The organism is Desulfovibrio sp. TomC, assembly GCF_000801335.2.
GTDB lineage: Bacteria > Desulfobacterota > Desulfovibrionia > Desulfovibrionales > Desulfovibrionaceae > Solidesulfovibrio.
Genome location: NZ_JSEH01000028.1, coordinates 1 through 18,638 on the forward strand (window position 1 = coordinate 1; position 18,638 = coordinate 18,638).

17 protein-coding genes and 1 riboswitch are annotated in these 18,638 nt (G+C 63.0%); of the genes, 6 read left to right on the top strand and 11 right to left on the bottom strand.

What is annotated here, in order from left to right:
- The first annotated feature begins 218 nt into the window (after positions 1 to 218).
- Both NY78_RS19210 and NY78_RS19215 read left to right on the top strand, forming a co-directional pair.
- A complete protein-coding gene (locus NY78_RS19210) occupies positions 219 to 1,043 on the top strand; it encodes an alpha/beta hydrolase (protein WP_043639777.1) in 825 nt (274 codons plus the stop codon).
- Positions 1,044 to 1,137: 94 nt separating this feature from the next.
- Entirely contained in the window at positions 1,138 to 2,433 is a 1,296-nt protein-coding gene (locus NY78_RS19215; protein WP_047960297.1) for an amidohydrolase family protein, read from the top strand.
- On the opposite strand, the gene hflX is transcribed toward NY78_RS19215, so the two are convergent.
- From hflX to NY78_RS19230, 3 genes are all read right to left on the bottom strand, one after another.
- Complete coding sequence (hflX, locus tag NY78_RS19220; RefSeq protein ID WP_231584047.1) at positions 2,384 to 4,009, bottom strand: GTPase HflX; 1,626 nt, start codon at positions 4,007 to 4,009, stop codon at positions 2,384 to 2,386. The two genes, NY78_RS19215 and hflX, sit on opposite strands and share 50 nt — an antisense overlap.
- A 227-nt stretch (positions 4,010 to 4,236) precedes the next feature.
- Positions 4,237 to 4,644 (bottom strand): HEPN domain-containing protein, encoded by a 408-nt coding sequence (locus tag NY78_RS19225; RefSeq protein ID WP_043639779.1) that lies wholly within the window; start codon positions 4,642 to 4,644, stop codon positions 4,237 to 4,239.
- Entirely contained in the window at positions 4,631 to 4,945 is a 315-nt protein-coding gene (locus tag NY78_RS19230) for a nucleotidyltransferase domain-containing protein (RefSeq protein WP_043639781.1), read from the bottom strand. The genes NY78_RS19225 and NY78_RS19230 overlap by 14 nt, the downstream gene beginning before the upstream one ends.
- On the opposite strand from NY78_RS19230, the gene NY78_RS19235 reads away from it, so the two are divergent.
- Positions 4,944 to 5,255 (top strand): type II toxin-antitoxin system RelE family toxin, encoded by a 312-nt coding sequence (locus tag NY78_RS19235; protein WP_053062272.1) that lies wholly within the window; start codon positions 4,944 to 4,946, stop codon positions 5,253 to 5,255. The two genes, NY78_RS19230 and NY78_RS19235, sit on opposite strands and share 2 nt — an antisense overlap.
- A 68-nt stretch (positions 5,256 to 5,323) precedes the next feature.
- Here NY78_RS19235 and NY78_RS23975 read toward each other — a convergent pair whose 3' ends face one another.
- From NY78_RS23975 to NY78_RS19270, 8 genes are all read right to left on the bottom strand, one after another.
- Entirely contained in the window at positions 5,324 to 5,587 is a 264-nt protein-coding gene (locus NY78_RS23975; RefSeq protein WP_082140106.1) for a hypothetical protein, read from the bottom strand.
- 12 nt (positions 5,588 to 5,599) lie between these two features.
- Entirely contained in the window at positions 5,600 to 5,827 is a 228-nt protein-coding gene (locus NY78_RS23980) for a DUF2188 domain-containing protein (RefSeq protein ID WP_082140107.1), read from the bottom strand.
- Between the two features lie 177 nt (positions 5,828 to 6,004).
- Positions 6,005 to 7,219, bottom strand: coding sequence for a hypothetical protein (locus NY78_RS19245; RefSeq protein ID WP_043639786.1), 1,215 nt, complete (start codon positions 7,217 to 7,219; stop codon positions 6,005 to 6,007).
- Between the two features lie 186 nt (positions 7,220 to 7,405).
- Positions 7,406 to 9,460: a ribonucleoside triphosphate reductase gene (locus tag NY78_RS19250; protein ID WP_043639788.1), complete on the bottom strand. Its 2,055-nt coding sequence runs from the start codon at positions 9,458 to 9,460 to the stop codon at positions 7,406 to 7,408.
- Positions 9,453 to 10,097, bottom strand: a complete 645-nt coding sequence (locus NY78_RS19255) for an anaerobic ribonucleoside-triphosphate reductase activating protein (RefSeq protein ID WP_043639791.1) — start codon at positions 10,095 to 10,097, stop codon at positions 9,453 to 9,455. Before NY78_RS19255 ends, NY78_RS19250 begins: the two co-directional genes overlap by 8 nt.
- 201 nt (positions 10,098 to 10,298) lie before the next feature.
- A complete protein-coding gene (locus NY78_RS19260) occupies positions 10,299 to 12,326 on the bottom strand; it encodes an APC family permease (protein WP_043639793.1) in 2,028 nt (675 codons plus the stop codon).
- 257 nt (positions 12,327 to 12,583) lie between these two features.
- Positions 12,584 to 12,722: riboswitch (cyclic di-AMP (ydaO/yuaA leader) on the bottom strand.
- Positions 12,723 to 12,745: 23 nt separating this feature from the next.
- Positions 12,746 to 13,816, bottom strand: a complete 1,071-nt coding sequence (locus tag NY78_RS19265) for a glycosyltransferase (protein ID WP_047960298.1) — start codon at positions 13,814 to 13,816, stop codon at positions 12,746 to 12,748.
- 99 nt (positions 13,817 to 13,915) lie between these two features.
- The gene (locus NY78_RS19270) at positions 13,916 to 16,273 is read right to left on the bottom strand and encodes a glycosyltransferase family 39 protein (RefSeq protein ID WP_043639796.1); all 2,358 of its coding nucleotides are present in this window, start codon (positions 16,271 to 16,273) and stop codon (positions 13,916 to 13,918) included.
- Between the two features lie 221 nt (positions 16,274 to 16,494).
- Here NY78_RS19270 and NY78_RS19275 point away from each other — a divergent pair, with 221 nt between their 5' ends.
- The 3 genes from NY78_RS19275 (at position 16,495) to NY78_RS19285 (ending at position 18,583) form a co-directional block, all read left to right on the top strand.
- Positions 16,495 to 17,490 carry a DNA polymerase III subunit delta gene (locus NY78_RS19275; protein WP_043639799.1) on the top strand — a complete coding sequence of 332 codons (996 nt, stop codon included), beginning with the start codon at positions 16,495 to 16,497 and terminating at the stop codon, positions 17,488 to 17,490.
- 87 nt (positions 17,491 to 17,577) lie between these two features.
- Entirely contained in the window at positions 17,578 to 18,264 is a 687-nt protein-coding gene (gene radC / locus NY78_RS19280; protein ID WP_043639800.1) for a RadC family protein, read from the top strand.
- Between the two features lie 16 nt (positions 18,265 to 18,280).
- Entirely contained in the window at positions 18,281 to 18,583 is a 303-nt protein-coding gene (locus NY78_RS19285; protein WP_043639802.1) for an acylphosphatase, read from the top strand.
- Positions 18,584 to 18,638: the final 55 nt, after the last annotated feature.

The following is an 18,638-nucleotide window of genomic DNA, read 5'->3' on the forward strand; positions in this document are numbered from 1 at the left end:
CCAAAGGGGTCACCCCTTTGGCCGCCGAAGCAACGGTGGTTCCCGTCAGGCATCGACTTCGGCTGTCCCGGTCCACCGCCGACCAGATTGACAGCCAACGCAAAGAACCCATAACCCTTTGAAAATTTTTCCCATCCAGGGGGTCCGGGGGGGATGATCCCCCCGGCCGCCGGAGGCACTCTTATAATTCAAGCTGCCCTTTGGTCGCCGGGAGCGCCATGAAATACGTCACCATTGCCTGTATCGCGGCCATGCTGGCCTACTGCGGCTATCTGACCATGCTCTATGTCGGCCAGGACAGGATGGTTTTCCCCGGCCGGGCGGCCAATCCGGGCCGGGTGGACGAGATCAAGCATTATTACCCGCGGTTGGAACCGTTTGATCTGCCGGCTGCTGACGGGACGATGCTTCGCGGCTATTATCTGCCGCGCCAGCGCGACGGCCGCCTGCAGCCCGCGGTGCTCTATTTTTCCGGCAACGCCGAGGAACAGACCGGCTTTTTCCTATGGTCGCCCAACGAACTGCGGGCCTACACCGTGGCCGGCGTGGACTATCGGGGCTATGGCGGCTCTGACGGCAAACCGTCCGAGGCGCTCGTCAAAGCCGATGCCCTGGCCGTCTACGACGCGCTCATGCAAAAGCTCGGCCCGGACGGGCGCATCGTGGTCATGGGCCGCAGCCTTGGCTCGGGCGTGGCCGCCTTTGTCGCGGCCAACCGACCGGTGGCCGGCGTCATTTTGGTCACGCCCTACGACTCCCTGGCCGCCGTGGGACAGGCCGCCCATCCCCTGGCCCCGGTGCGGCTTTTAATGAAACACCCCTTTGACACAGCCCCGGATGCGGCCCGGATCACGGCTCCGAGCCTGTTTCTGGTGGCCGGCGACGACCGTCTCATCCCGCCGGTCCATGCCGAGCGGTTGTCAGCGCTGTGGCCCGGACCCAAGACCTACGAGGTCATTGCCGCCGCCACGCACAACAACATCATCGACAATCCTCAATACTGGAACATCATTCGGGAATTTCTCAAAGGGTGCCTGGGCTAAAGATGTTGCCTGAAATATCTTATCACACGTATTGATTTTTGCTTTGGCTGGTGTATTCCCCCGTAAAAGGCCCTGACCGGGCCGGGAGGGGACTATGCGCATTGACGCCCATTGCCACGTCTTCACTTTTGCGTCGTTTCTGACCGCAGCGGCTGAAACGAATCTCAAGGCCCGGCTCAAAAGCCGGCATCTGTCCGACGCAGCCTGCAATGACATTGTCGCTTTTGCCAAGGATGTGTTGTTTGGCGGCGCTGCCGAGGCGCGTCTGGCGGCTTTGGCCAAGAAATTCGGGTTGGTCGGCCATCCGGTGCTGGAGTTTTTGCGGCGCGGCTGTCGGCCATCCATCAGCGAGGTGACGGACGCGCTCATGGCCGACACCAAGGCTGCGGCTGCTCCGGATGGGGAGTACATGGCCGTGGCCCTGATGATGGATGTTGTTGACGGCGAGTCCTCGCAGCAGGACAAGGAACGCTTCGCCAGACAATACGACGATCCGTTGTTTCCATCCAAACCGTGCGCCGGGCAATACCATGACACGGTGTTGCAGGCCGTGCGCTATCCGGGCCGATTGCTTCCCTTCGTGGCCGTCAATCCCCTGCGCGGGGACGAAGCCCTGGCCATCATGCACCATGCCCTGGACAGCGGCGAGTGCGTGGGCGTCAAGCTTTATCCATCTTTGGGCTATGGCATAGACAATCCCATGGTGCAAACGATCATGCAGGAATGCGAGGCCTATAACGCGCCCATCACCATGCACTGCAACGACGGCGGATTTTGTGGGGCTGAGCAGCATGATTATTTCTACTGCTCGCCGGTGAGCTGGCGGGATGTGGTCAGGGACTACGAGGTTCGCTTCAATTTTGCCCATTTCGGCGATCAGACGCCGGGTAAACCCGGCTCCGACGTGTCCTGGCGGGATATCATCACCGCCGCGATGGACCGATGGCCAAAGCGCGTTTTTGCCGACGTGTCCTACCAGTCCGGACCTCTGGGCGACTCGGCCGCCCAGGACGCGTACGGGTCCTGGCTTGCCGCCCAGATGGCGACCGCGCACGGCCGCAACATCCTGTTTGGCACCGACTCCTTCATGCTGCTGCAGGTGGCCAGGGCCGTTGACTACTGGGGGTTCTTCAAGACTCGCCTGGGGGCCGACTTCAGCCGGCTGGCCTGCGCCAACCCCGCCCGTTTCCTCGGTTTCCAGTGGGACGGGGACGACTGCCCGCCAACCGATGCGGCCTGGGGGGTCGTTGCGGACAGCTCCCTGGAGCGCCACGCCCTGTACCTCCGGGACCGGCAGGCTGATCCGGCCTTTGGCACAGGCGCGGCCCCGGCTGACTGGCTTAAGCGTTGCTGGGCTGCGTTTCCGGCTCCGTCTCCAACGGGTTCGTAGTCTCGATTTTCTGGCGGGTCGGGCCGACATACACGCCCGGCCCGCTGCGCACCCGGTCCAGGATGGCTGTGGTCAGTTCGCCAAGGCCGTCGCGGGTCCTGGCCGAGAGCGTGATGGCCTCGGGAAAGAGGTTTCGCAGCGGCGCGCGCAGATCCTCGGGCACGGCGTCCCATTTGTTGAGCACAAACAGGCGCGGCACATCCCCCAGCTCCATTTCCTGTAAAATATCGGCCACGGCCGCGGCCTGCGCTTCCACTTCGGGATGGGAGGCGTCGGCCACGGCAATGAGCAGATCGGCCGCTTCCAATTCTTCCAGCGTGGCCCGGAAGGCCTCTTTGAGTTCCTTGGGCAGTTCGCGGATAAACCCGACGGTGTCGGTCAGGATGATCTCGTGGTCGCTGGGGAAACGCAGCCGGCGGCTGGTCGGGTCCAGCGTGGCAAACAGCCGGTTTTCCGCCAGCACGGCACTGCCGGTCAGCGTATTTAACAGCGTGGATTTGCCGGCGTTGGTGTAGCCGACCAGCGACACGACGGGCAGCCCGGCCCTGGCCCGGCCGGCCCGGGCGGCGGCCCGGCGCTTGCGCAGTTCTTTGAGTTCGTCCTTGATGCGGCCGATCCGTTCCCGGATGCGCCGACGGTCCACTTCGAGCTTGGTTTCGCCCGGTCCCCGGCCGCCGATGCCGCCCATGAGCCGGGACATGGCCCGGTCCTGGCGAACGAGGCGGGGCTGGAGATATTTGAGCTGGGCCATCTCCACTTGGAGCTTGCCCGAGCGGGTGGCGGCGTGCTGGGCAAAGATGTCGAGAATGAGCTGGGTGCGGTCGATGACCCGAAGCTGGGTCACCTCGGCCAAGTTTCTGATCTGGGACGGGGACAGTTCGCCGTCAAAGACGAGGAGCGAGGCCCCGGCCCGCAGGGCCGCGATCTCGATTTCGGCCAGCTTGCCCTTGCCCAGGAGAAATTTCGGATTGACGTTGGCCACGCGCTGCACCACCCGCTCGGCGATGTCCAGGCCGGCCGTGTCGGCCAGAGCGGCCAACTCGTCCAGCGACGCTTCCTGGGCGGCCTTGGGGGAACTGGCCACGCTGACCAGCACGGCGCGGTCCCGGCCCGAGGCGGATTTGCCCGGCGTGTCGATGCGCTCGCCCTCGCGGGACAGCTCGGCTTCCAGCGCCTCGGCCAGGGCGGTGAAATCCTCATCCACCCGGTCATAGGGGCGCGGCGGCAGTACGTCATAGGGCGCGTCCCCGGCCCCCGGCGGCAGCAAATGGGCCACGTGCAGGGCGACCGGCGCGGCCATGCCGTCGATGGTCAGCGCCGCCACCGAGTCCAGGCGCAAAAAGAGCATGTCGGTCAGGTCTTCTTCGTTGAGCGGCTCGCCGGCGAGGTGGACGTGCAGCAGGCGCAGCCCGCGTAACCGGCCGGCGCTTAAGCGCGCTCGGTCGAGTTCCGGTATGAGGATGCCCTTCTGGCTGCCGACGATGATGTGGGCCGGGCGGCCTTTGCGGTCGATGAGCAGGCCCACCTGTCGGCCGATGCCGTAGGCGATGGCCGCCAGTTCCCGGGCCTGATCGATGGTATAGCCGCCAACGGAGGGATACCGCCGTGTTCCGAGCCGTTCCAATGCTTTGAGCTGACTGGGCTTAAGCCCGATCACATTGCCGATGACCTTGGCAGCGATGGCGAATCCTTTTTGTTGGAGGGGGGGGCCGCAGAGGCGGCGACCGTGCGGCAAGAGCCGTACGCCGGGATTATAACGCGGCGACGGACCATCCGGCAAGAGGGGGCGGGCGGGCAGAACCTTTAGGCGGGGTCTGGAGAACGCGGCAAGTGAGTGAGAATGAGTTGCTGGACGCGCAGGGATGCAGCAAAGGCCTGCCGTCCATCTTCCTCGTCAGGCTCGTAGATGTCATCGGGATACCGGGATGCCGTGCCAAAATAGGCCAAGCTGCGGCAGGACGTTTCCAATGCGGTAAGGTCCGGTGTGAATTCCACACACAAAGCGAGCAGGGCAATCAGGTCGTGTGAGCGCGGCGGCAATGCGCCCTGGGCGACCAGGAAAGCTTTCAGGTATTTTTCTGCGGCCTGTTGGGCGTGAAAGCAGACGGTGTCCCAGGGAATCAGGGCCGCGTGCAGGTTGTTCCGAATATTGAGCAGATCATTTTCGGCTTTGGCCAGCCAGCGCCGGGCTGCGGCGTCAGCGCCGTTCATGGAGCACCACGCCTTCGGCCTGGATGCGCGAGAGAAACGAAGTCGGCTGTTGCGAAAGCCGCCGCGCCTCGGCCGGTGTGTGGACCAGCACGTCCAGCGACCATGTCCGCAGTCCGAAAAGAGCGGCAATGGCGGCGGTCCGGGCCGGCGGCCGCAAATCCGTCTCCATCTCCACATACAAATCGAGGTCGCTCTCCGGTCCGGCCTCGCCACGGGCATGGCTGCCGAACAGGATAATCCGGTTCGGGGCAAAAGCCTTGGCGATGGTGTCGGCGACGGTTTGAATATGGGTGCGGTCCATGGCAGCAATCAAGCATACGGCGGGGCGGCTGTCCAGGGGGTGCTGGAACAGAGACCTGCGGGCGGGATTGGGCGGTGGGGTAAAGGCAGAACGGCCTTGTCCGGACGCTTCGGTGGCGGTGCGGCTGTTCGATCTGCTGCACGCCCCCGAGGCGTCGGACACCTCGGCGCTGAAAAATTCCCCCTACCGCCGGGCCGACGTCGGGGAGTATCGCATCGTCTACCGCGTTGAGGATGATGTGTTGCTGGAGCCGCTCATTGGGAAACGGAACGACGGGGATGTATATAAGCGGTTGGGGCGGATGGGGTGAGTTGCGAGAATGAATTGGCAGATATTAAGTCGGCCGCTCCATGAACATGGAGCGGCCGACAGTTTTTGTTAGTTAAAATTAAATCGTTTCCACGGAATATTGCCGGGATGGACATGTGAAAGGAACGTCACGATGTCTGTCCTGCCTTGGTATTCGGGGAGGCCACGATGATCTTGCTTCATCAGTACAATGGGCATCCCTGGAAAATACCGTTGAAAGGCTGACCGGGCGTCATCCAGGCAGTTTTGGGAGTTAAATACGAATGGTTTGACCGCAACTACGGCAAACATGACATCTTGCTCTTTGATTACGGCAGCTTCGATGGTGGTCATAGCTTTTTCCACCTAGCCCCGGGGCGGACAGTCATCATTTCCATGACTGTCTTTCTGGCCGATCTGGCCGTTTTTGTTATGGATTACAAGTTCTGAGCCGATCTTGCTGCTGTGTTCCCGCGCCCAGTCAGTCGTTTCGCTCTTCTTGTCAAAGTGACGGGAGACGCGGGAGTTGCCGCTGTCCTTGGAATCCCAACCGCCGCGGGAGGAATTGGGGACAACATGTGTACTTTTAGCCATGATAAGTCCTTGTCCTGTTTTCACAGGATTTGGGCGGACTCAAGCTTGACATGGGAGGGTTGCGTGGCTAGAGATATAAGTGCAAGTTAATCTTAGCATGCAACCCGCATGCCAAGGGCCGCGAGTCCGCCGCGTGTGGGCAAGCGGCCTTTGTCTTTTTATATTGTCGGAGCCTTTTCAGGCTTCGTTGGTCAATTTTTCAAGCTGATTGCGCACCAACCCTTGGCCGACATGCTGGGCCAATATCCTATAGTTTTTCTGATCATGGCGAACTCTACCTGCGACAATAGCATCATGAATATGCAATTTTCGGGCTAAACTCTTGATGGAAGCAATGCGTGCGCTTTTAAAAGCGGTGTGCCCCATTTCAGTGCCGGGGATTGCCGCCTCTAACGCGACTGCATCCGCTTCACTCTCCTGCCCCGTAAACTCGATGTCGAGGTCGTCGAGATAGTAATCATCCTCTTCGGCTAAGTGTCCGCAAGCGAGATGTGCAAGCTCATGTAAAAGAACAAACCAAAAATTATCCAAGCGGTCATATCGGCATGTTTGTGCGATAATCGGCTTGCCGTCAACAAAAAAAACAGCACCATCAAGGTAAGTTCTTCTAAAGTGAGATAAATATATGTGCCCAATACCCTTGGTGCGCAACACCTCTAGGGCTTGATCAATGCCATCGGGTAAGGCACTCTTTTGAACAATATTACGTAAAAACTCAGTGGTTATCTCGGCTTGATTGAAATCGGTACCAGGGATTGCATTGCGCGCACGAGCCTTGGCGCAGAGCAACCAAGCTTGCGTAGCATAGGTGTCAGCCTTGGCACTCAAGCGGTTACCTTGTCGGAGGCATGCAGCCAGTGTCTTGTCGCAGGCAACGCCAGCCATGCGGCATGCTTCCGCCATGATTTCCTGGGCATCATTTTTATAGTCGAATTTTCCAGCAATTCGTAACGCCGCAGCAACTTCCTTGGTCGGATAGCGCGTCCAATCTATTGATATGGATGAATTCGAAGTGGTTTCATCTTCGCCAATCAACAGTTCCAGGGGGATTCCTAGATGCCTGTTCAGCGCACGAATCATCGAGAGCGTCAGGGGACGTTTTTCGGAGAGGACTGAAGAGACTTGGCTTCTGCTTCCAAGGAAAGGTTGCATATCTTTCGGGTTTAGGCGGCGATTGGTCATCACGCACCGGATGATTTCCAGTGGCGTTGGCTTCGCAGGCGAGCTAAAAATATGTAAGCGTTCATACTTACGCATTTCTGCCAGCAAACTTTCCAACGATTCGTACTCTGGGGAGTCCGGTGGTGTGCCGACAAGCGCTAAAAGCAATGTTCGGGCCTGCTCATACTGAGCGCCCGTCTGGATTGCTTTGATGGTTTGAACCCTGCTCATCGCCTAAACACCTGTCATTAAATGCTATATATTTGATAGCTGTAAAAGAGCGCGGGAAACACCCGCTGTCAACATGACGAATAGCCCGTCTCAAAATGCGTGTCAATCCCCAGATCCTCAACTTGGGAACAGATAGAATCGCAAGTAAATAAGGTTCCAGAGAACAGACGCAGTGGGCTTAAATAATTAGCAAATCTCCCCATACGTCAACCGTTCCTCGTATTCCGCCTGCTTGCCTTTGTTCCACAGCGACACCGGGCGATAATACCCCACGATGCGGGTGAACACTTCCGAGGCGGCGCCGCAGTCCGGGCACTCGAAGTGCTCGCCTTTGATGTAGCCGTGGGTCTTGCAGATGGAAAACGTCGGCGTAATCGACAGGTAGGGGATTTTCGTCAGGGTAAAGGCCTTGACGATAAACGACTTGAGCGCCTCCACATCGGCCACGGCTTCGCCTAAATAGGTGTGGAACACCGTGCCGCCGGTGTAGAGCGGCTGGAGCTTGTTTTGATGCTCCAGGGCGGCGAACACGTCGCGCGACAGCCCGACCGGCAGGGTGGTGGAATTGGTGTAGTACGGCGTGCCGTTGCCCGAGGCTTTGATATCGGCGTAGAGCGACTTGTCGATCTTGGCCAGACGGTAGCTGGTGCCCTCGGCCGGGGTGGCTTCGAGATTGTAGAGGTTGCCCGTTTCTTCCTGAAAGCCGGCGGTCAGCGTGCGCAGATGTTCAAGCATCCGGGTCATGAGCCGCACCCCGGCCTCGGTCTCGATGCCCTTGCCCAGGAGGTTTAAGCAGGCTTCGTGCCCGCCGACCAGCCCGATGGTGGAGAAATGGCCCTTGAAGCCGTTGGTCAGGTAGCGCTTGGTCCAAGGGAAAAGGCCGCGCTCCAGGTTGTCGCTGATCATCTTGCGCTTGAATTCCAGGGCGTCCTTGGCCAGCTCGGCATACTCGCCAACGAGATCGAGGAAGTCTTCCTCGCCCTGGGCCAGAAAGGCCAGCTTGGGCAGATTGAGCGTCACCACGCCGACCGATCCGGTCAGGTCGCCGGCCCCGAAAAGTCCGCCCACCTTGGTGCGCAACTGGCGCAAATCCATCTGCAACCGGCAGCACATGGAGCGCACGTCCTCGGGCGACAGATCGGAATTGATGAAGTTCTGGAAATAGGGCGCGCCGTACTTGGCGGTCAATTCCAGCAGCAGCCGGCCGATTTCGCCGTCCCAGGGAAACTCGGCCGTGATGTTGTAGGTGGGGATGGGAAACGAGAAAATGCGGCCGTCAAAATCCCCCTCGCCCATGACCTCCAAAAAGGCCCGGTTGATCATCTCCATTTCCGGCCCGAAGTCGCCGTAGACCGCGTCCTGCAGCACGCCGCCGATGATGACGGCCTCCTTGGCCAGATGCTTGGGCGGGGCCAGATCAAAGGTGAGGTTGGTAAATGGGCTTTGCCCGCCCCAGCGCGAGGTGGTGTTGAGGTTGAAGATGAATTTTTGCATGGCCTGGCGCACTTCGCGGTAGGTGAGCGCATCGTGGCGGATAAACGGGGCCAGGTAGGTATCGACGTTGTTGAAGGCCTGGGCTCCGGCCCATTCGTTTTGCAGCGTGCCCAGGAAATTGACCATCTGGCCTAGAGCGGTGTCGAAGTGGCGGGCCGGGCCGGCGCTGGAACGGCCCTGGAGATTGAAGCCTTCGAGCAGCAGATCGCGCAGGCTCCAGCCGGCGCAATAGCCGGCCAGCCCGAAGGACAGGTCGTGGATGTGGAAATAGCCGTGCTCGTGGGCGGCCCGGGCCTCTTCGGGATATTTGCCCAGGGCGTAGCGGGCCTGGACCGTGCCCGAGAGATGGAGCATGAGGCCCTGGAAACTGTGGGTCATGTTGGCGTTTTCCGCCACCCGCCAGTCGGTCTTGGCAATGTAGTTGTCGATGACGTCGGCGATGTCCAGGAAGGCGGCCTTTTGCTCGCGCAGCTCCCGGCGTTTTTCCCGGTAGACGATGTAGCGCCGGGCCACATTGTACAGCCGCGATTCCATGAGCACCAGTTCCACGGCATCCTGGACCTGTTCCTGCTCGGGCACGTCGTTGCCCAGTTCCGTCAGCTTGCCCTCCACCTTGCCGGCCAGCCGGGTGGCTAAAAGCGGGTCCTTGACGCCGCTGGCCTTGAGGGCTTTCAAGATGGCCTGGGCAATGCGCTGGGTGCTCCACGTTTCCAGACAACCGTCGCGTTTGCGAATCTGCTTAGGCATGTTCCCTCTCCTTCCCATGGCTGGCAATCGGTCTGAACGGTTGGAGCGTGAGCGCGTGTCCGGCCGGCAGCAGCGAGGCGATCTCCCGGAGGTCGGCTTCGGACAGCTCGGGCACGCGGGTGGTGCGAAACCGGATGCGCCCGGGATGGGCCTGGGCCAGGGCAAAGACCTGCTCCAGGCTGTGGCGGGCCGTGGCGGCATCGACGCGGTTGCCGGTAACGAGCGGATAGCTGGCAAAGGGGGCTTTGACGTCCACGGCCAGATGCACGTCCGGGTGGCCGGCTAACAGCGCGGCCAGGACGTCCGGACGCAGCCCGTTGGAATCGACCTTGACCGGCAGGCCCGAGGCGGCAAGGCCGACGGCCAGATCGACCAGCCCCGGGGTCAGGGTGGGTTCGCCGCCGGTGATGACCAGCCCGTCGAGCCAGCGCCTATGGGTGGCCACGAACCGGCGCACGTCTTTCTCGGCCACGAGCGGTCCGGCCTGGGCCGACCAGGCCAGGGCGGCGTTGTGACAATGGGGACAGCGCAGGTTGCAGCCGCCGAAAAAGAGCACGGCGCAGAGGCGTCCCGGCCAATCGCACAAGGACATGGGCTCGATGCCGCGCACGAGCGTCCAGGCGGATAAGTAGGTCATTTTGTAAGCGATGCCAGCGTGATGAAAAGGTGCGACCCCCGGCCCGCTCCCCAACGCGCCGAGGCTGGGACGTCCCCAACACTCCCCAAGCCGCATCTGTCATACGCCCGGGAACGGTGAAATCAAGAGGCCGGCCGGCCCTGCGGCAGATCGAAACCGGCAAGGCCGCGCCCTGCCGGGTAATCTTTTTTCAAGACATGTTTACACGGCGGCAATGTCCTCGCCGTCCGGAAGGTCCAGACGCACGGGCATGATCATAAACGGCATGCCCAGCCGGTAGATTTGGCGTTGCAGGGAGAAGACGACGTAGTTGTGCAGGAAGCGGGTGAAAAAGGTGTCGTGTTCAAAGACGATCTGGCCGCCGAAAAAGATGGCCTTGGGGAAGCGGTCCCGCAGGGGCGGGGCCAGCTCCAGGACCTCCTGGACGATGTCGGTGCCGACGGCCCAGTGGGCTTCGGCGTGGTAGCCGCGCTCGGTCATGACGCTGACGTATTTGCCAAGCCCTTCTTCCATCTCGGTCTTGAGCTGGTTGAGCTTGTCCGTGCCGCGAAAGACCGCCGCATCCACCACGCCGATCTGCACGAAGACGTAGTTGGCGATGTCCTTGCCGAAAAGGCGCACCACCGAAAGCAGGGTATGGACGCCCAGGCCGCTGAATCCGTTGACGAAGATGACGGCGGTCGGGGCCTGGGGATCGGGCTTGGGGCCGTGGGCGCTTTTGGGAATAGGCCGGGTGTAGGGGTTTTCGGGATCGATGACGGCGCGCAGCACGTCGAGCTTGCGGATGCTCTTCCACACCCGGTTGTAGTGGCGTTTGACGGCAAGGGCGGCCAGCACCAGCGCCCCGGTGATGACGATGGTCACCCAGCCGCCGGCATCGAATTTGACGATGGTCACGGTGATCAGGATAAAGCTCGTCAGGGCCAGTCCGAGGCCGTTTAAGAGCATGCCCTTGCCCCAGTGGGCGGAGGAGCCGCGCACCTGCCACCAGTGGCGCACCATGCCGAGCTGGGACAGCACGAAGGTGACAAAGACGTTGATGCTGTAAAGGACGATGAGGATGTCCACGGCCCCGTCGGTGGCCAGAAGCAGGATCAGGCCGGCTACCCCCATAAGGGCGATGCCGTTTTGGGTGACGAGGCGATCCGAGAGCAGGGCAAAGCGGGTGGGAAACCAGCGGTCCAGGGCCATGTTGGACAACACCCGGGGGCCGTCGACAAAGCCGGCCTGGGCGGCCACGAACAGCAACAGGGCCTCGGAGACCAGGGTGATAAGGACGAAGCCGCCGCCAACCGTCGGTCCGAAGCCGGCGGCCATGCTCTCAAACAGGACGGCGTTTAAGGTTTTGCCCGGCACGGCCGTCACCCGGTAGAGGATAAAGCACAAAATGAGTCCGACCACGGTCAGGGACAGGGACAGGGCCATGTAGAGCATGGTCCGCTTGCCGGTTTTCTCCTTGGGTTCGCGCAGGATGGGCAGGCCGTTGGACACGGCCTCGATGCCGGTATAGGTGCCCGCGCCCATGCTGTAGGCGTGCAGCACCAGGAGCAGCATGCCGACTGTGCCCAGTTCGCTTCTGGCCGCGCCGACATCGGCCCCAACCCGGGTGACCACGGCCGGCAGGTCCATGGCGTGGGACCAGAGGCCGTAGCCGATGCCCAGGGCGTGGGTGACGACGAAGACCATGAAGACCGGCACCAGGACCAGCACCGATTCCTTGACCCCGCGCAGGTTTAACAGCGTCAGGGCGATGATGCCGGCCGCAGCCACGGGCAGCCGGTAGGGCAGCCACTCGGGGGGCAGGAAGCTGAAAACGGCGTCGGCCCCGCTGGCAATGGAGATGGCGATGGTCAGCACGTAGTCGATGAGCAGGGCGCAGCCCGAGACCATGCCCACGGTTGGCGACAGGAGTTTGCTGGCCACGAGGTAGCCGCCGCCGCCCGAGGGAAAGAGTTCGATGATCTGGGAATAGGCGGCGCTGATGATGATGATGGTGGCGGCCGAGGCCAGGGCCACGAACACGGCCAGGAAGCCGTGCTGGCCCAGGGCCAGGTAGGCCTCGGCCGGGCCGTAGCAGGAGGAGGACAGGCCGTCGGCCCCAAGGCCCACCCAGGCGAAAAAGGCGATGAGCGAGAGATTATGGAATACCGAGTGGTCGGCCAGATTGAGCGAGCGGCCAAACAGCACGCGGCGCAACCAGGCCAGGGGCCGGATGGGGGAATCGGACATGGTTTTTCCTCGCAACGACGCAGGCACGGGCCATTGGCTGGTCACAACCAGCCAACAGAGGCGAAAAGGGGAGCAGGGGAACGGGGCCAGCCTCAGACGACGGCGAGGAGGCGTCCTGGCGGATGGGCCTTGGCAAGGAAGGCAGGACGAAAAGGATCGGGATCGGACAGGAGCGGGCGCAGCCCGGGAGCATGGGCGTCGAACAACATGAGGCATCCCTCCGGAGACCGGTTGCGGGAAACCTGCCTGGCGACAAGCGGTTTCCCCTTCGACGTCTACGAGGTTAGCTGACGGGCTCGGGCCGAAGAGGTTGCCCTACGCCGGAAGACCGGCGATACGCCCCGGGAAAGTGGGTCCCCCGCTTCCGCCACGGGCGGAACTCGACGTTGGAAGCCAGATAACGCCGGCCTTGGCCGGCGTCAAGCGTTTGCCGCCGGGGCCAGGACGGGGGCGTCGTCGTCCTGCCCGGGAAGCAGCCCGTGGCGGGCCAGGAATTGTTCGGGCGTGCCGGGATAGGTGAGCATTTTGTGCGTGAAAATGGCGCTAAACTGTTCGGCAAAGGGTTCGCGCCGACCTTCGCGCTCATAGAGGGCCTCGATGAGCCGGATGAAATCCTGCCGCTGCTCCCGGATTTTGAGCAGGGTGCGCAGCCGCACCACCCGGGGGGACAGGTCCTGGGCGATCAGGTCGGCCACGGCGGCGGCAACGGCCCGGGGGTCAGGTTCCACCACCCGGCTGATTTCCGGATCGAGGAAGGCGTCGCGTCCGCCCTGGCTCGGGGTGGAGACCACGGGCAGACCGCAGAGCATGTACTCGGTGGTGGCGTAATTGCCGCCTTCCACCTGGGACAGGCACAGCCCCACCCTGGCCCGGTTGATGGCCTGGCACATGGCGGCGGGACCAAGCTTGCGGTACGCGCCGTCAACCGGATCATGATTGGGCAGGACCATGCCGGGCATGGTGCGCGTCAGGTGGCGCACATAGGTCTGCTGCTTGTCCGGGTCGGTCGGGTCGAAATAGTACAAAAGCTCCCAGGACGGGATGCGTCGGGCCAGGGTATGGCGTTTGAAGGGGAGCGGCCGGGCGGTATAGACGGCGTCGAGGTCCTTGTTCACGTCCGGCAGGGGACGAAAGATCGCTTCGTCGAGAAAGGCGTTGTGGTGGCACAGGTAGTTGGGCAGGCCGATGCGTTCGAGCAGGGCGTTTTCTTCCTGGGCGTTGGTCAGGAAGATGTACTCATGCAGCGGGTACATGTCACGCATGAGACTGTAGAACTGTTTGGTGCGCACGAGCACGCCGCGATCCAGCAGCGACCACCAGTTGCCCATGAGGAAATAGGCTTTGCGATGCGCCAGATAGGGAGAAAGCTGCATGGGCGCGCCAAGGGGCAGTCCGTAGGAGATGATGATGAGCGGATCCCGGCTGACCAGATGGCAGCGCAGGGTTTCGCGTACGGAAAGGCGGAAGGCAGAGCTTGGCGGCGTGGTCATGCGGCTCCCTCTTGGCGTGGTTTGCCTGTCCGGACATGTCTCGGGCGGGCCGGAGCAAGGAGATGCAGGAACCGGGCCAGGAAAAAGTCGCCACTCGGATCAGAAAAACACGCCCTCCCCCAGGGTCCACAGCTGGGACCAGCGGCCGGTCAGTTCCAGGTCGACGGCCGTCTCCCGGTTTTGGAGCCAGTCCGGGACCGCGAATTCATAGCGGGCGCTGATCGGGGTCCAGTTGTCGGTGTGGTTTTGCAGGGCGAACAGGAGGCGGCGTTGGCCGTCCGGGCGGGTGGCCCAGACCTGCACCATGCCGTCCAGGCCGACCCGGGGGAAAAACGACAACCGGGAGCGGTCGGTTGTCAGCGTCAGATGCATGACGCCGGGCCGGGACGCCAGGGCCGGGGCGACGGCCGACCAGGCTCCCAGGACGTTGTCCGGGATGCCGGCGAGGTTGTCGCGGCCGGTGATGCGGGTGGCCTGGGGCGTGTCGGCTGACTCGGCAAAGCGTTCTTCCAGATAATTTGTCAACTGGTTGGCAATGAGCTGGCCTTCGGCGTCCTTGAGGCAGCCGGCGGCGTCCCGGGTTGGGCAGAAAAAGGCTTCCAGGCCGGTCAGGCGCAGGGTCTCCTGGCTGCCGCCGCTGAGCGTCGGGGTGCGGCCGGCGCCGTGCAGGAGGAGGTCCACGGTCATGACGGCGTAAGGGGCGTCGCGCTGCAGGGCGATCTGACGCTGATGGGTGGGGTCGTAGCCGGTGGAAAGGGGATGGACGGTGGGCGGTTCGTCGTCGAAGCGGACCACGGCGGTCAGGGTGTTGCCCTGGCCGGTGTTGTCGAAAAGGACGTTTAAGCGAATGTCCTGGGGCTCGGGCGGGGCCAGCAGGGCAAAGGCGGCCCGGACCTGTCCCTCGGTCTGGTTGTGGATGGGAATGATGGCCGGCCCCCGGGCGTTTTGGTGGTGGTGGACCCCCTTGGCGATGTTGGCCGTGGCGAAAAAATCCCGGTAGCCCATGGACAGGCCGGCCCGGGCCGGCAGGGCGGTGATGCGGCGAACCGGATCGCGGGGAACGGCCAGGGCCATGACCGTCGAGGTCTCGATGCGGTGGCGCACCGCCCCGGGGCCGAAACGCGCTTCGAAATCGTCGGCGTCTTTGGCCAGATAGCCCCAATGGGCGCCGGCGGCAAAAAGCAGGTTGGCGGTCTGGTCGTCCGGGGTCAGGCCCGGGTTGTCCACGGCGTTTGGCCGGGGCGACTGGTCCAGATACCAGGACACGGCGTTGCCGTAATAGGCGTTGCCAAAGGAGACCACCGTGGCCGGGCCGTACAGCCGGGCAATCCCGGCGGCGGCCAGTTTGTAGTTGTTGCCGATAATCGGCACCTGATAGCTGTCGACGGTGTAGAACTGTTCCCGGTGCCAGACGAGCGGGTCCAGGGCGGCCAGGACCAGCACGGCGACGGTGATGGCCGGCAAGCGGGGGGCCAGTCGGGGCAGGCGGCCCAGGGCGGCGGCCATGGTCAGGGCGATGGGAATGCCCAGGCTCGACAGGTGGCGGGCATAGAGCCCGGTGGCCTTGCCCAGGACCACCAGGATGGCGATCGGGGCCAGGGTGAGGATGGCCAGCAGGAGAAAAGCCCGGCGGTCGGTCCGAAACAGGGTGAAAAAGCCCAGGCCGGCGGCGGTTCCCGCCAACAGCCGGGCCAGGGGAAGGTCGAAGAGGTACAGGACGCCGCCCAGGGCCTCGCCCACGGCCCGGGCGGCGTCGGCTGCGGTCTCGTCGGCTGCGGCAATGAGGGCCGGGGTGGCGCTTGTGCGGATGAGGCCGAAATAGGCTGCGGCAGTAATGGCGGCGCAGCCGGCGGCATAGCACACAATGGCCGGCAGCCGGGAGCGGGGCCGAGCCAGGGGCGGGATGGCCAGCAGGCAGCCGCCCATGGCGGCCAGCAGGGGAAAGGACAGGTAGTGGGTGGCGACCATGAAGGCGGCGCTGGCGAGCAGCCCCCAAATGGAGCGCAACCGGCCGTCCTTGAGGAAGCCGGCCAGGAAATACAGGGCGCACAGGTAGAAAAAGAGCCACAGGGAATAGGGCCGGGCCATGCGCGACAGCCACAGGTCCTGGGGCATGGCCAGCCACAGCGCCGCGGCAAGCAGACCCACGGACCGGGAAAAGAAACGCGTTCCGACAGCCATGACCATGGCCACGCAGCCAAGGCCGGCCAGGGCCGGCAGCAGGCGCACCAGGAAATCGGTCCGGCCCAGGTTGAGAAAGGCCTTGAGCAGCAGGTAGAACAGGGGCGGGTGTTCTTCCAGGGTCCGCGACAGCTCCAGGATGGCTTCGGTCGAGAGATGGGCGTTGAGCGGCGCGGCAACCTCGTCAAGCCACAACGACGGCGTCCCGAGGTCGTGGATGATCAGGAAGGCTGCAACACCAAGAATGAGAAAAGAAACAATGCGGTATGGGCGCATGACAACTGCACCCCACAAATCAGCCACGGTCCACCACCATTCCGCCCTCGACGACCTTAACTGCAATGGATATGATATTATTGAAAAAGTCAATGTGATACAAGGGGTGTGGCTAAAACGTCACGGCCCCGGGCCATAGGGCTGCTCCATTCCTGCCTGCCTGTTTCCCGTCGGCCATCGCCGCCGTTGCTCCCGGGCCGGGCCTCGGCTACTGTGCCCCCATGCAAAGAGCCGGCTTTTCCTTTCTGGTGTGTCCCGACCCGGAAATCATCCGGGAACGGGTGGAGCGTCTGCTGGCGGATTGCGGCCAGTCGTTTGCCCGGGAGGTGTTCTGGGGCGATGAGGAGATTGGCGCGCCGTTTTGGAGCGCCTTGACCGTGGCCAGTCTGTTTGCCGGCCGCCGGGCCGTGGTGGTGCGCCGGGCCGAGGCCTTGCCGGCGGAATTCTGGCCCAAGCTGACGCCGGCGCTCAAGGGGTTTAACGACGCGGTCTGGCCGTTTTTTTGCCTGGAAGGCCCGCTCGACCGCAAAGGCGGACCGAAACTGCCCAAAACCCTGGCCGAACAGCCCTATTTCCAGGTGGCCCAAAAGCGCAAATGGGTGTTTGTCTCGCCGGGCCTGACGCGGCGGGACATGGGACCGCGTCTGTCGGACTGGGCCGCCCGCCGGGGGCTGGTCCTGGGGCCGGGCGTGGCCGAGGCCCTGGCCGGGGCGCTGCCGCCCTCCCTGGCCCATGCCGACAACGAGCTGGCCAAGCTCGAGCTGGCCCTGGGGGATCGCACCAGCCTGGAGCTGGCCGATCTGGGCCTCTTGTCCCACCACGAGGGCATGGACGGCTTTGCCTTTCTCGACGCCCTGGCCGGCGGACGCGACCCGACCCTGGTGTGGCAGGAAATTTTCGACAAGGAACTGGCCGGGGAGGAGATGATTTTCCCCTTTATCGGGCTGTTGCTCTATGAAGCCCGGATGATGTGGCGTCTGGCCGTGGGCGAGGCCGACGACGTGCGCCTGCCGCCCCAGGTGCGCCAGAAAAAAGAGGCCATGGCCAGAAGGCTGGGATCGGCCGGGCTGACCCGGATCTTCGAAGCGGCCTTTGCCGCCGAAGCCGGCATCAAAACCGGGGCCAGAAAGCCGGATCAGGCCATGGAATTTCTGACCGCCGAGCTTTTCCGGCTTTTTAGCGGCCAGATGCGGGCTTCCTCCCGGATTTCGCCATGATGGGGCCGGCCTTTCCCGTGTTTCCGGCCGAAATTTGCCGAGTTTTCCCGCGTATCCGCCACAAACGCCTTGCCCGGACCGCAAACCATGCTTAGTAAGAAAGAATCGCCACACTATATCGGCCACCGCCGCCGCCTCAAAGACCGGTTGCTGGAAAATTCGCGCGCCCTGGCCGATTATGAAGTGCTGGAGCTGGTGCTGGGCTATGTCAATATCCGCCGCGACAACAAGCCCCTGGCCAAGGAGCTCTTGAGGCGGTTTGGCAATGTGCGCGGGGTGCTGACAGCCCGACTGGAAGAGATGCGGGACGTTGACGGGTTTGGCCCGGGCGCCGAGGAATTTTTGACCCTGTGGCGCGAGGTCTGGGCCCGGTTTCACGAGCAGCCGCTCAAGGACCGCATGGTGCTCAACAGCCCCGAGATCGTGGCCGAAATGGGCCGCTCGCGCATCGGGGTCAAGGAGCACGAGGAATTCTGGATGGCCCTGGTGGACACCAAGAACCGGCTGATCGGCTGGGAGCAAGTGAGCAAGGGCACGGTGGACCAGGCGGCGGTCTATCCCCGGGATGTCATTGCCGCGGCCCTGCGCCACAAGGCCAGCGGCGTGATTCTGGTCCACAACCACCCCGGGGCCGATCCCAGGCCCTCGGTTGAGGACGTGGAATTTACCCGGCGCATTGTCAGCGCCGCCAGGGAAATGGACATCCGGGTCCTGGACCATCTGGTGGTGACGGAAAACCGGTTTTTCAGCTTTCAGGCTGAAGGTATGATCTAATCCAAGGAGGCGCTCCATGACGGCGACGGATGCGACGGCCAAGGCGACGCCAAGCCTGCACGCCACCATTTCCGGCACGGTGCAGGGCGTGTATTTCCGGGCCTGGGTTTGTGATCAGGCCGTCAGCCTCGGCCTTCACGGCTGGGTGCGCAATCTGGCCGATGGCCAGGTGGAAGTGCTGGCCCAGGGCGCTCCCGAAGCCCTGGACGCCCTGAAGGAACGCCTGCCCCAAGGTTCGCCCCTGTCCCGGGTGGACCGCGTGACAGCGAACATGATCGAGTATGACAAGGCCTTCACGGCCTTTACCATTCGCGGCTAGGCCGCCATTCCGTTGAGGCCGCCTCCTCCGGGAGGCGTGATCGGCCCCTGTGCCG

Coding starts and splice junctions, on each gene's coding strand:
- NY78_RS19210 (WP_043639777.1), top strand. CDS start 219: ATGAAATACGTCACCATTGCCTGTATCGCGGCCATGCTGGCCTACTGC.
- NY78_RS19215 (WP_047960297.1), top strand. CDS start 1,138: ATGCGCATTGACGCCCATTGCCACGTCTTCACTTTTGCGTCGTTTCTG.
- NY78_RS19225 (WP_043639779.1), bottom strand. CDS start 4,644: ATGAACGGCGCTGACGCCGCAGCCCGGCGCTGGCTGGCCAAAGCCGAA.
- NY78_RS19235 (WP_053062272.1), top strand. CDS start 4,944: ATGGCAGCAATCAAGCATACGGCGGGGCGGCTGTCCAGGGGGTGCTGG.
- NY78_RS19230 (WP_043639781.1), bottom strand. CDS start 4,945: ATGGACCGCACCCATATTCAAACCGTCGCCGACACCATCGCCAAGGCT.
- NY78_RS23975 (WP_082140106.1), bottom strand. CDS start 5,587: ATGACCACCATCGAAGCTGCCGTAATCAAAGAGCAAGATGTCATGTTT.
- NY78_RS23980 (WP_082140107.1), bottom strand. CDS start 5,827: ATGGCTAAAAGTACACATGTTGTCCCCAATTCCTCCCGCGGCGGTTGG.
- NY78_RS19245 (WP_043639786.1), bottom strand. CDS start 7,219: ATGAGCAGGGTTCAAACCATCAAAGCAATCCAGACGGGCGCTCAGTAT.
- NY78_RS19250 (WP_043639788.1), bottom strand. CDS start 9,460: ATGCCTAAGCAGATTCGCAAACGCGACGGTTGTCTGGAAACGTGGAGC.
- NY78_RS19255 (WP_043639791.1), bottom strand. CDS start 10,097: ATGACCTACTTATCCGCCTGGACGCTCGTGCGCGGCATCGAGCCCATG.
- NY78_RS19260 (WP_043639793.1), bottom strand. CDS start 12,326: ATGTCCGATTCCCCCATCCGGCCCCTGGCCTGGTTGCGCCGCGTGCTG.
- NY78_RS19265 (WP_047960298.1), bottom strand. CDS start 13,816: ATGACCACGCCGCCAAGCTCTGCCTTCCGCCTTTCCGTACGCGAAACC.
- NY78_RS19270 (WP_043639796.1), bottom strand. CDS start 16,273: ATGCGCCCATACCGCATTGTTTCTTTTCTCATTCTTGGTGTTGCAGCC.
- NY78_RS19275 (WP_043639799.1), top strand. CDS start 16,495: ATGCAAAGAGCCGGCTTTTCCTTTCTGGTGTGTCCCGACCCGGAAATC.
- radC (WP_043639800.1), top strand. CDS start 17,578: ATGCTTAGTAAGAAAGAATCGCCACACTATATCGGCCACCGCCGCCGC.
- NY78_RS19285 (WP_043639802.1), top strand. CDS start 18,281: ATGACGGCGACGGATGCGACGGCCAAGGCGACGCCAAGCCTGCACGCC.